At 39.8% G+C, this 12407-nt stretch carries 14 protein-coding genes; 13 read left to right on the top strand and 1 reads right to left on the bottom strand.

What is annotated here, in order from left to right; translation table 11 throughout:
* Window positions 1–34: 34 nt before the first annotated feature.
* On the bottom strand, window positions 35–1792 hold the full coding sequence (locus tag HUN01_RS32385) for an eCIS core domain-containing protein (RefSeq protein ID WP_181929603.1): 1758 nt from the start codon (window positions 1790–1792) through the stop codon (window positions 35–37).
* Window positions 1793–2203: 411 nt separating this feature from the next.
* On the opposite strand from HUN01_RS32385, the gene HUN01_RS32380 reads away from it, so the two are divergent.
* The 13 genes from HUN01_RS32380 (at window position 2204) to HUN01_RS32325 (ending at window position 12404) form a co-directional block, all read left to right on the top strand.
* Window positions 2204–2788, top strand: coding sequence for a Pvc16 family protein (locus HUN01_RS32380; RefSeq protein ID WP_181929602.1), 585 nt, complete (start codon window positions 2204–2206; stop codon window positions 2786–2788).
* Between the two features lie 14 nt (window positions 2789–2802).
* Window positions 2803–3441 carry a carboxypeptidase regulatory-like domain-containing protein gene (locus HUN01_RS32375; protein ID WP_181929601.1) on the top strand — a complete coding sequence of 213 codons (639 nt, stop codon included), beginning with the start codon at window positions 2803–2805 and terminating at the stop codon, window positions 3439–3441.
* Between the two features lie 140 nt (window positions 3442–3581).
* Window positions 3582–5027 carry a phage tail sheath family protein gene (locus HUN01_RS32370; RefSeq protein WP_181929600.1) on the top strand — a complete coding sequence of 482 codons (1446 nt, stop codon included), beginning with the start codon at window positions 3582–3584 and terminating at the stop codon, window positions 5025–5027.
* Window positions 5028–5238: 211 nt separating this feature from the next.
* Complete coding sequence (locus tag HUN01_RS32365) at window positions 5239–6345, top strand: phage tail sheath family protein (protein WP_181929599.1); 1107 nt, start codon at window positions 5239–5241, stop codon at window positions 6343–6345.
* 251 nt (window positions 6346–6596) lie between these two features.
* Window positions 6597–7037 carry a phage tail protein gene (locus HUN01_RS32360; protein WP_069069339.1) on the top strand — a complete coding sequence of 147 codons (441 nt, stop codon included), beginning with the start codon at window positions 6597–6599 and terminating at the stop codon, window positions 7035–7037.
* A gap of 20 nt (window positions 7038–7057) precedes the next feature.
* On the top strand, window positions 7058–7420 hold the full coding sequence (locus HUN01_RS32355; protein ID WP_069069340.1) for a hypothetical protein: 363 nt from the start codon (window positions 7058–7060) through the stop codon (window positions 7418–7420).
* A gap of 20 nt (window positions 7421–7440) precedes the next feature.
* Window positions 7441–7572: a DUF6760 family protein gene (locus HUN01_RS36460; RefSeq protein ID WP_338044556.1), complete on the top strand. Its 132-nt coding sequence runs from the start codon at window positions 7441–7443 to the stop codon at window positions 7570–7572.
* 11 nt (window positions 7573–7583) lie between these two features.
* Entirely contained in the window at window positions 7584–8066 is a 483-nt protein-coding gene (locus HUN01_RS32350; protein WP_181929598.1) for a phage tail protein, read from the top strand.
* Window positions 8067–8168: 102 nt separating this feature from the next.
* A complete protein-coding gene (locus HUN01_RS32345; RefSeq protein ID WP_181929597.1) occupies window positions 8169–9593 on the top strand; it encodes a hypothetical protein in 1425 nt (474 codons plus the stop codon).
* Window positions 9584–10246, top strand: a complete 663-nt coding sequence (locus HUN01_RS32340) for a CIS tube protein (RefSeq protein WP_069069343.1) — start codon at window positions 9584–9586, stop codon at window positions 10244–10246. The genes HUN01_RS32345 and HUN01_RS32340 overlap by 10 nt, the downstream gene beginning before the upstream one ends.
* Before the next feature lie 3 nt (window positions 10247–10249).
* Window positions 10250–11314: a phage late control D family protein gene (locus HUN01_RS32335; RefSeq protein WP_181929596.1), complete on the top strand. Its 1065-nt coding sequence runs from the start codon at window positions 10250–10252 to the stop codon at window positions 11312–11314.
* Window positions 11311–12018, top strand: a complete 708-nt coding sequence (locus HUN01_RS32330) for a phage baseplate assembly protein V (protein WP_181929595.1) — start codon at window positions 11311–11313, stop codon at window positions 12016–12018. The genes HUN01_RS32335 and HUN01_RS32330 overlap by 4 nt, the downstream gene beginning before the upstream one ends.
* The gene (locus HUN01_RS32325; protein WP_181929594.1) at window positions 12018–12404 is read left to right on the top strand and encodes a GPW/gp25 family protein; all 387 of its coding nucleotides are present in this window, start codon (window positions 12018–12020) and stop codon (window positions 12402–12404) included. The genes HUN01_RS32330 and HUN01_RS32325 overlap by 1 nt, the downstream gene beginning before the upstream one ends.
* Window positions 12405–12407: the final 3 nt, after the last annotated feature.

The following is a 12407-nucleotide window of genomic DNA, read 5'->3' as shown; positions in this document are numbered from 1 at the left end:
AACCTTGTATCTTAAAGGAAATAGTAGATTACGATTATCCATCACCATTCAAATCTTTTAGTGCTTGTTTCATTTGTTGGATGTCTAAAATCAATCCAAAATCTGTTCCAAAACGATAATTTTCGATTCCATTTGGGAGTTGCTTCAAGAGGAGGGAAATGTTGCGTTTGTAATGGAACTCCTGAATCTGGTGTTTGAAGGTTTGCTCTGGTTTTTGAGTACCGTACATGGCAAACCACCACGTTTGGCGATCATAATTGGTCATAGACATACCCGCTGCACTTTCCAGTGATACATTATCACCGCCATCTTTCATAATCACGCCAGCCCAGTGGAAGTTCCATCCCAATGAATTATTTTTAGGACTGCGTAATGTTTCATGGTAATTGCCGCCAATATCGGGGTTTTTGTTGCCGCGCTCTCGGGCTGCTTCTCCGCCTACCAGCTCGCTGACGCACTGAGCGCAATCATTGGGGAGCGCGATAGCACGCGGATAAGCATTTTCACGATTCACAAATGCCTGGAATTTGACTTGAACCTTAGCTATATCTCTAGTCATGGTTTCTAGACTTTCGTGATTTTCATATTCAAGCGTGACTTGTGCTAGCTCTATAAACAGTAAGTCATGCCGATATGGTGCAGCACGACACCAATTATTGAGGCGCATACCGATGATCCCTTTTCTGCTTAACTTTTTGCGCCAGTTGGGATCATGGCTTATTTCATTGGCAAAATCGTTTTTGAACTCTTCCAGATCTTCTTCGACCCAGCGGAGTTCTTGCATATAGCTTTCATGCTTTGACCTCAGCATTTCGTCATCATCCCCCATGGTCGGCTGCAAGTCTTGTTCTTCAGCCGTTGTTGTGCGGGGATTTAAACGTGGTTCAACACGATAATAAGTGGTATTGCCGCCGTAATTTTTAGCCACGCCTTGGTGTAATAAGTATTTGCTACCTTTAATATCGAGTACCAAATTGGATGTGGTAAATTGAGTGGCTGTTGCATAGACATCTTTTTGTCCTTCCCAGACGATATTCATATTTTCTGAAATGCGATTGGAATCAACCTGAAAGAAACCTTGTATGGGCGCATTGCTTGGCGGCGATGCGTGCAGTTGCAATTGCCTTCTTGGTAAGCTATGGCTGGCGCTCATAGCCTTAGCTCCCATCACATCTGCTTCATGCTCCAGCCCCTTATCATCATTGATTGAAATCCCACTTTTCATCTGCCTAGTCGGCTTTACGTGGCCCTGCGCCTGCTGGACGATGTGCCAAGCTTCATGAGGTAAATGCTGCTCTTGTCCTGGTGCAACATAAATATCCGTCCCTTGTGTGTAGGCTAACGCTTGCAACTCAGCGGGTTTAGAGGAATTGTAGTGAACCTTCACATCATCTATCACCATTCCAGAGAGATTTTCTATCCCGGCTTTCAGGTTATCTGGTAATCCCGTTCTGTTTTCTGGTTGTACCTCAGACATTCCAACATCGTTATTTCCCTTCGCTTGGATGGGTGCATCCACCTGCCCAGCATCATCCCACAGCTGCGCGGAAATACCTTGAAATTCAGGAACCCACGAGGTTTGCTTACCCGCTAAAATCTCTCGCGTTGACCTGGAACCGATCGCACTCTCTAACTCCTGTCTCTCATCCCCACTCAAGCTATTTGGGTCTTGTTGGACTCTCTGCACAACTGAAGACAATGATCCATAACTAGGACTAGAGGCAATCTCTTTACTTATTGGCGTTGATGGCAGTGAGGGTGCAACTTTTTGAAATATTTGTTTTCGGTACATAGTTAATCTCCGGCATTCGATTAGGGATTGCAATAAAAAATACTGCTTAAATATACTTAAGTATTTATGTAACTTATAGTTTTTGCGTATTTATTATATATAGTATTAACAGCCTAAATTATTACATTGGTATTTCATGACACTGAGAAATGTCCAACCCAATTATTACCGTTGCAGCAAGATTTTGCAACGTCAAATTCCTTGTTTTAAATTGAATCAATCGATTTTAGCAGATTTTTGTGAAATTACAGTTTTTGCAAATATTACTAATAGTTACAATATTCTTGACAATTTTTCATGTATATTTTATTCATAAAGCTAATAACTGGTTGTATTATTTTGAACTAGCAGTTATTTTCTTTCATAAGCTTTCAAAATGAGCAGTGTCATAAAACAAACATTGTTTAGATTATGTTAGATGGTCTAGACACTACTTTAGAATTGCTACTGAAGCGAGAACTTCCTCCAGATGTTCCTTCTGGAGACACGGAAGTTTTTATCAGTTTTGTTACGCCTTATCAAGGAGCAATCAAACAAAAGCCAGCGATTAATTTATTTCTTTATGATGTGCAGGAGAATCTGGAGTTACGCAGTAGTGCTTGGTCAGTGGAACGCCAAACTAATGGCAGAGCAATTAGAAAACGTCCCCCAGCTAGGGTAGATTGTTCATATCTAATTACTGCTTGGCCACAAAATGAAGAGGATGTCCAGACAGAACATCAACTTTTAGGAGCAGTGATGAAGGTGTTGCTGCGACATCGAAAACTTCCCGAACCCTTGATTGCAGATAACTTGGAAGCACAAGAACTTCCTTTAAGACTAATTAGTTTACGTCCCAGTAACTTACAAAGTTTTGGGGAATTCTGGCAAGCAATGGGGGGGAAAGAAGGAACTAGACCCAAGGTTGTCTTGCATTGTACTGTCACCATCTCCGTTCCTGTGGATGAAGCAGGAGAAGAAGCGGGACTGGTGGGAGTTCATCAACCAAACTCTTAGTTTCAGGAGTAGCGATGCTCGAACTATCTATAGTTAACCAACAAATAGCGATCGCAGGTAAAGTTTTGCAAGGAGAAACGCAAAAGAATATTTCTGGTGCAATAGTTGCAATTATTGAGATGCCAGAAAAATTCCGGGCTATTTTATCTCTAAAAGCACTGCAATCTGGTTCGCAATGGGAAAAAATGCCTGAGCGACCTGACCGCAAAATTACCAGCAATGATGGTTATTTTTACTTTACTAATTTACCCCCTGGGGAATATCTTTTAGAAGCATCGTTACCTACCAGCCCAACTCGATACAACAAAGCTAGGAAAGAAGTTCAAGTATCTTCTCCTGTCAATGGCAAAATTCCCGCGACGATGGCAGATATTGTGCTTTCACCCACGGGAATTAAAGGAAAAATTACTGATGTAGACGATTCAAAAAAGTTGATTACAAATGCCAAAGTACAGATTCAAGATAGTGGAGATATTACCATTAGTGACCAACAAGGTAATTATCGCTTAATCGGATTAGAATCGCCAAAATCAGGTCAGCGTAACATCACCATGATTGTCTCTGCAACAGGTTATCAACAAGTTTCTCAGTCACTAAATATTCAGCGCGGGCAAGTAATTGCGGAGCAGAATTTTGCTCTAAAACCCAAATAAATACTCAATTTTTTTAGGATAAGTAAATAGGCACAATAATCAACTATATGAGGAAAAATAAACTAAGCTAAAACTCTTATACCTATTGCCTATTGCCTATTCCCTATTTGCCTTCTTACTTATATCAAGGAGCTAATGAAATGCCAACCTATCTTTCTCCAGGTGTTTACGTTGAAGAAATAGCTTCCGGTTCTGCCCCAATTGTAGGAGTTGGAACCAGTATTGCCGCTTTTATTGGCACGATTAAAGCCAATGCTTGGTCATCAACTAATACTAACAACACCTCAATTAAGTCTGTGGGTAGCCCTACAAGTCCAGTTGAGATTGGTGAAGGTAAAGGTGGAAACCAAAAGAATTATTCCCTATTATCAGGAGATTATCCACTAGTTACCACAGTGGGGACTTATGGCTTCTTCGTTGGTGGGAGTCCTGTTAATTTAGATGATACAAACCCTATTACCAATAGCGATGCAGACAAATCTGCAACCGTAAAATTTAAAGATGCGATTCCTTCAGGGGAAAAAATTACTGGATATTACCAAGTTCAACTACCTGTAACAGTAATTCCCAGCGACTCCAACATCGCTCAAGAAGGGGAAATTAAATTAATCACAAACTTTAGTGAATTTAAGAAATTCTTTGGTGACTTTTTACCACCTAGTGGCGATACCCAAGGACAAAACACCTTAGCTCATGCAGTTTATGGCTTTTTCAGAAATGGTGGAACTCGTTGTTATGTCACCTGGATATCTGGAGAAAATCAACTTGCTGGTGTTTTAGATGCTTTTGAAGCTATTGATGAAATCACTATCGTCGCTGCACCAGGAAATTTAGCCCTCAGAGATGATATCAAAGACCATGCGGAAAAACTAGGCGATCGCATTGCGATTCTGGATAGTCTAGATACCATCGACCTTAGCAGCACAGGAGTTGTAAATACCCTTAAACCCTTCAACTCTGCCTATGCAGCATTGTATTTCCCGTGGATTCAAGTTTTCGATCCTGCAAGTAATAGCAATATTTATGTTCCCCCAAGCGGTCATATTGCAGGAATTTATGCACGGGTTGATGGCCAAAGGGGAGTACACAAAGCCCCTGCCAATGAAACTATTTTGGGAGCCTTAGATTTAAAATATAATCTCAGCAAAGCCAAACAAGATGGGCTTAATCCCGATGGAATTAACGTTATTCGCAAGTTAAACGGGAATATCCGCGTTTGGGGTGCGCGTACCTTGGGTGGAGATGCAAATACAGAGTTTAAATACGTCAATATTCGCCGTCATTTTAGTTACCTGCGAGACTCCATTGATAAAGGGACTCAATGGACAGTTTTTGAACCCAATACCCCCGAACTATGGGCAAAAATCCGCCGCAATATCAGTGCTTTTTTATTGATAGAGTGGCGCAAAGGAGCATTATTTGGCACAACACCCCAAGAAGCCTTTTATGTGAAATGTGATGCCGAAACCAACCCCCCAGAAGTGCGGGATTTGGGTCAAGTTGTCACAGAGATTGGTCTAGCAGTGGTGAAGCCGGCAGAATTCGTGATTTTCCGTCTGAGTCAATGGACTGGGACGGGAACGTAGGGGATAGGGGATAGGGGATAGGGGATAGGGGATAGGGGATAGGCAAATAGGCAATAGGCAAATAGGCAATAGGCAATAGGCAATAGGTGGGAGGTGGGAGGTTATCTCAAGGAAACAAGTTTCACAGGCAAGTATGAAAGTGGTTTTTCCCTACTCCCCACTGAAAATAATGACCAATGACCAATGACAAATGACAAATGACAAATGACAAATGCCGACTTTAAAGCCAAAAATACCAGGTATCTCTTTAAACTATGTCGTTCCTACTCCAGAACCTGAGTTACTGACAGGTGTTCCGGTATTCTTTGGCTTGACATCGCTTAAAGAGGGAGTGAACGAACCAAAAAAGCTAACCTTGGTGACGCATTTTCAGCAATATTTTGGTCAAGCCAAGGGATATTTAGCAGATGCAATCAAAGGATTTTTTGAAAACGGAGGTCGTCTTTGTTATGTTATAGCCTTATCTGACAATACTCTTAAGGCTCTCCAACAAGGTTTAGAGACTAGCGAAGTCTTAGAGAATGTTGATTTGGTTTGTGTTCCCGACATCATAATTGGTTCAGATGCGGAAGTTATTCAAAAGCAGCAAGCTATTTTAAAACATTGCGAGCAGATGGGCGATCGCTTTGCCATTCTTGATGCTTTGAATGATGGCGAAAAACTAGATTGGCAACGCCGAGGACTTGCTAGCCACAATGGGGCATTATATGCACCTTGGTTAAAAGTAGAACATCGTTTAGAAGCGATTCCTCCCTGTGGTCATATTGCCGGAATTTATGCAAGTTGCGATCGCACAGTCGGAGTACATGGCGCACCTGCTAATATTCCACTTGCAGGGGTACTGGATCTCAGTTTTCCCCTGACTCCCACAGACCAAGAACAGCTGAATCCAAAAAACGCAGCGGGAGTCAATTGTATTCGCAGCTTCCAAGGACGAGGTATGCGAGTCTGGGGAGTGCGTACCCTCAGCCCCATCGCTGAATGGCAATATGTCAACGTGCGTCGCTTATTTCTCACCTTTGGACGCTGGGTAAATCGTAACTTAGCGGATACAGTCTTTGAACCCAATGCTTTTCCTTTATGGGTGCGACTGCAAAGGGAATTAAGCGTTTATTGTGAATCTTTATGGCGACAAGGTGCTATCCAAGGTGCTTTGCCCCAAGAGGCATTTTATGTCAAATGTGATGCCGAAACTAATCCCCCTGAAAATCGAGAAATGGGACAAGTAATAGCAGAAGTTGGTTTAGCCCCCACTATTCCAGGGGAATTTATTCAACTTTTAGTTGTTCAAAGTAGTAGCGGAATTACATTGATATGAAGGCAGTAGGCAATAGGGAATGGGCAATAGTAAAAAAGTGGAAAAAGGAGGTAGATATGTGTTGAGTGTTTCAAAAGTTAAATGGCAATTATATAGGACTCCTCTTTGATTGCGTGAAAAAACTCCATACAACTCAAAAAGCCTTTTTGCCTATTGCCTATTGCCTTCCTAAACAAGTAAGTTCAAAAATCAAAGCAGATTCTCATATAACTGATAATTGTTAGTTCCAATTTATTGCAGGAGGTTCTTTTATGCCCACAATTTCTAATCCTCACGACCCATACAGTGGTTATAATTTCTGGGTGGAATGGGATGGTATTGTCCATGCTGGTTTTCGTGAATGTAGCGGTTTAACAGCGACTCGTAACGCAGGAACTTACCGAGAAGGAACAGATAAAGCATTAAGCCAACGTCAAATTCCCGGTCTTAATACTTATGGCAACATTACCCTAAAACGGGGAATTACCGACAATAAAGAACTGTGGGAATGGCACAAAAAATTACAAAACGGTGAAACAGATCGGCGTAATCTTTCCATTATTTTGGCTGATGATAAAGGAGAAGAAAAAATTCGTTGGAATTTAGAAAATAGTTGGCCTACTACTTGGAATGCTCCAGATTTTAATGCTACCTCAGACGAAGTAGCGATAGAAACTCTCGAATTAGTTCATGAAGGTATCACCATTGGTTAATATTTCCCTTCCGCAAAATCATGCAGCAAACTGAATTTCCTTTTATCTTGCCTCAAGGATATCTCGACTCGGAAAGTAACACTCACCGTGAAGGCATAATGCGCCTTTCCACTGCCTATGATGAAATTGCCCCCATCCGAGATCCAAGGGTGCAAAAAAACCCTGGTTATTTGGTGATTATTCTCTTAGCAAGGACGATAGTCCAACTAGGAACATTAGACCAAATTAATACCAAAATAATTGAGGGTTTATTTTCAGGAGATTTAGTCTATTTACAGGATTTTTATCAAAGGATTAACCAAAACGGTCATAGTCGTTTGCGGGTAGCTTGTCCCCACTGTGACGGAGAGTTTGAAGTGGAAACTATTCCCGTGGGGGAGTAGTTTGCTACCCCACAGAAAGACTGCTGGAGGAGGTAGCTTACCTTGCCTACCATTTTCATTGGTCTTACGAACAGATTATGACAATGGAACACCGAGAACGTCAGCAGTGGGTGACGCAGGTAGCACAAATTAATCAGCGACTTAGCGATTGAACAGGAAAAAAATGAATCCCAATCTTATCGCACTCAATGCAGCTTTAGCCGCAGGTTCAACAGCCAGTTTACTGGGACACGATCCCTACATGGCTTATAATTTTGCCGTGGAAATTGGAGGAGTTGTTATTGGTGGTTTTAGCGAGGTTAGCGGTTTAAGTAGCGAAATTGAGTTGGAATCTTATCAGGAAGGAGGCTTAAATGATTTTACTCATAAATTCCCCAAACATACTACCTATCCAAATTTGATTTTGAGTCGAGGATTGGTGAATATTGATTTGTTTTATATTTGGTATCAAGCAACTAGTCAAGGGTGGATTCAGCAGTTGAACGGTACGATTCTCTTGCTTAATAGTCAGCAAATCCCGGTGATGTGGTGGACATTTAAAAAAGCATATCCTGTCAAGTGGGAAGGGCCAAGCTTTAACGCTAGTAGCGATGAAATTGCTGTAGAAAAAATTGAATTGGTGCATCAAGGTATTTCTAAGTTATAGGAATATAGAGGGAATAGGGAATAGGGAATAGGGAATAGGTAAGGAGGTTTTTATAGTTGTATTCAGCTTTGTAAAAATCGCATAGGAGTTTTATGTTGCATCATGGCAAACTTATCTAATTGGCAAGATTCACTTGATGAGGGGTTGGTAAATCGCCTACATCGTCCCTTGCGTCAACCGGGAATGATGAAAATGGCGATGAGTCAGCGCATTATTAATCGTTGCGATCGCTTTTTAAATCGTTTGCCTCTTTTGAATCAACAAATGCAACGCTGGGGTAATACTAATACCCTATCATCTGAGCCTATGCCGATTGTTTATGCACAGCCTGTTTCATTAGCAAAAGAACAAGAAGTAGAGAATAGGGTACATAATTCTCTGCCAACTGTCTCCCAAGTTGAGCCTTCGCCTAATGTAATTCAAAGAAAAATAGATTCTTCTCAATCTTTACCAATTAGAACAGTTAGTAATACTATTCCTACACAAAATATTACAGATTTATCAATTTCTAATTTTACAGATGACACAACCCAATCTTTCACTTTAGAAACGCCAATTAATAAAACCCTTACATCTTCATCTGAAGTTTCAGTAGTTTCGCCACAACCCATTGCTGAACAATTACCAAAAATAGCAGAAATGGCGTTAGTAGATTTGACAAACTCGCAAACATCTTTACCTAATAGCGCTGAATCAAATCTCAATCACCCATCTCAAACAATTGTAGATAGCATTTCTTTCTCTTCATCAGAAATTCCCATAGTTTCGCCACAATCCATAGCTGAACAATTGCCACAAACAGCAGAAATGTTGTCATCACAAGAATTTCCCAGCCTTCCTGATGTCACACTACCTATTATTCAAGCAAAACTCCAGATTGATTCCAGATCACAGCCATCTCTTCCTATTGTTAATGATTTAAATAATTTAGCTGACCAACAAGAAACACAAGCAGATAATTATGGAGACAATATAAGCTTAGTCAAGCACGAAAACTTAATATATCAAATCTCCTCAAAACAACTTCCCATTGTCACTGCACAACCTCTAACTCCTCAAGTTAATTTGAATAAGCAAAAAATATCATTTGCTATCAATTCACCAACTTTTCAAAATCAACCTGCAACGACCCTCAACAAACAACCTGTTACTATTTCTACCCCACAAATTAATCAAAGTAATCACAAGCAAAACATATCTCCTCTTCCTGTTGTCTCTGTAACTTCTCCAAGTAACCCATCCTTAAAAACTGAATCTTTGCCTTTACCCATAGCTAAAGCTACACCATCATCAAAGAGTAATAGCCAGCAATCGAACCTACCGAACCGCAATTCAATATCAAATACGGATTCTTCATCACCTCCTAGAAGTTTCACCAGTCCTGTATTACCAACAGAAACCTCGGTTTCGCCAATAGCAACTCAATCCAATATTGATGTTGATGCTATCGCTAGTCAAGTTGAACGCAAACTAATGCGACGGTTAGTAATTGAAAGTGAACGCAGAGGAAAAAATCGATGGCACTAGAGAAATTAACTATCAAAGCTGAAAAAAATAACCCAGGAGACTTTGCTGATAAATTTAAAGTTCTTTTTAACCCTAATCAAGTGGAAATTGTCAAAACAGGCTGGTCAATGGGAAATTATGGCCCAGTTGCATCTAAAGAATTAACTCAACTTAGTCTTGATTTGTTCTTTGACACCACGCTGATAGGATTTCCCCCAGAAAATGTCCAAAACTATACCCGCAAAATTTTTAGTTTGACTCAGCCTCGCATTGGCAAAAATCCCAAACGTCCCCCTCGTTGTCAACTAATTTGGGGAACTATATCGGGTAAAGATAGCTTGTTATTACCTGATGGTTTTTTAGAAAGTGTTACTAAAAAACTGACTCATTTTCTTGAAGATGGTACGCCTGTCAGAGCCACCTTAACCTGTAAATTTAAAGAATGGAAAGAACCGAAAAAAAAGGCAAAGATTGCTAATCCCATTGATGATCCTGTGAGAATAGTTAAACGAGGAGAAACTTTAAGTAGTATCGCCACTGAAGAATATGGAGATCCGGGTTTATGGCGTGTAATTGCCGCAGAAAATCGCTTAAACAATCCTCGTATTTTAAATCCTGGAACTGTGTTGACAATTCCTCCGTTGCGAATTACTAGCCTGACTCAGAGGAGTTAAATCATGCCAAATGATGCTTCCTTATTAAATCCTAATGTCAAAATTTTGGTTCAAAGTAAACCCTTAGCCGCAGAAATAGAAGCTGATTTGGTATCAGCTTTAGTCTCTGAGGATTTGGAAGCGCCTGGTATGTTCGAGTTGCGATTAGTTACTTGGGACTTATTAAAACAAGAAATGACATGGGTAGATAACAAAGTATTTGATGTTGGTAATGAAGTAGAAATTCAAATGGGATATGAACAAGAACTCAAAACTATCATGGTGGGGGAAATTACGGGATTAGAACCAGAATATACCCAGGATGTAGCACCTGTATTAGTAGTGCGTGGTCATGATTTACGCCATCGTTTGTTGCGAGGAAATCACACAAAATCTTTCCTCAAAATTAAGGATAGTGAAATTGTCAGTCAAATTGCTAGAACTAGAGGACTTACAGCCAAAGTTACCGATACTAAAGTGAAGTTAGAATATATTTTGCAGCATAATCAAACAGATTGGGAGTTTTTAAAAGAAAGAGCTAAACGCATTGGTTATGAAGTCGCACTGGAGCAAAAAACTCTCCATTTTCGTCCCCATGAGAACGCTACAGAGAAAGTTTTGACTCTAACTTATGGAGAAGATTTACAAGAGTTTTTACCACGCTTAAGTACGATGAATCAGGTACAACAGTTAGAGGTCAAAGGTTGGATTGCTCAAGAAAAAAAAGAGGTGTCGGGTAAAGCAACAGTAGGAAAAGAAGGTGGCACAATGGGAGGTTTAACTTCTGGGACAAAAGCAGTCAAAAAAGCCTTCGGTGAATCGAGCTATACGATAGTAAATCAACCTTTATCAAGCAAAGAAGAAGCCGACAACATGGCATTAGGGCAGTTTCAGGATATGGCGATCGCCTACATTACTGGTGAAGGAACTTGTCAAGGTAATCCCAATTTACGCGCCGGAAAAGTGATTGAAATTCTTGGACTTGGTAAAAGATTTAGCGGTCTTTATTATATTAAAAGCACGGAACATAGTTATTCACAGAATCAAGGTTATAAAACTTCATTTACTGTGGGGAGAAATGCTACATGAATGGACTAGAATTTTTATTATCAAATAACCAAAACCATCATTTTTACGGCGTAACTGTCGGCATAGTTACTAATAACAAAGATCCAGAGAGATTAGGAAGAATTAAAGTGAAATTTCCTTGGCTATCTTCAGAAGAAGAAAGTTACTGGGCTAGAATCGTAACTCTCATGGCAGGAAATGACCGGGGTATTTATTTTTTGCCGGAAGTTGATGATGAAGTTTTGGTTGCTTTTGAACAAGGTGATATGAATTTCCCTTACATTCTTGGTGCTTTGTGGAATGGGAAAGATAAACCACCAATAACAAATGAAGATGGGGAAAATAATCAACGAGTCATTAAATCTCGAAGCGGTCATAAGATTGTTTTAGATGATACTGAGGAGAATGAACAGATTATTATTCAAGATAAGACTGGTAAAAATAAAATTGTGATTAATTCTCAAGAGAATAAGATGAATATTCAAGTTGAAAAAGATTTAACTATTGAAACTAAAGGCAAAATTATCTTAAAAAGTAGTGATGATGATATATCAATTCAATGTAAAAATTTGCAAATAAAAACTCAACAAAATTATCAATTAGAAGTAGGTGCAGATTGTACTATTAAAGCTAAAGCTAAATATGCTTTGGAAGCACAGTCTGGTTTAGGGATTAAATGTGCCAACGGAGTGAAAATAAATGATAGTTCATTAGAGGTGATGTAATGGATATTGATTTCTTAGGTGTGGGATGGACTTTACCAATTCAACTTGATGAAAAGGGTCAAATTAAAGTCGCAAAATACGAAGAAAGTGTGCGACAGTCCATTTGGATGATTCTCAGTACTGCCAAAGGAGAACGGGTAATGCGTCCTGATTTTGGCTGTGATATTCATGAAAAGGTGTTCTCTCCTAATAGTTTAGGAACGGTTGGGCAAATTGTTAGTGATGTGCGCGATGCGTTAATTGAATGGGAACCTCGCATTGATGTTTTAGATGTGGATACAGTTCCCGATCGCAACCAACCAAATGTGATTTTAATTCAGGTAAATTATCAAGTTCGGACAACAAATAATATTTTTAATTTAGTTTATCCTTTTTACTTGCAGTAATTT

Source organism: Nostoc edaphicum CCNP1411, from assembly GCF_014023275.1.
Taxonomy (GTDB): Bacteria; Cyanobacteriota; Cyanobacteriia; order Cyanobacteriales; family Nostocaceae; genus Nostoc; species Nostoc edaphicum_A.
Note: the sequence above shows the minus strand (reverse complement) of the source record. Positions and strands in the feature narration are given on the sequence as shown.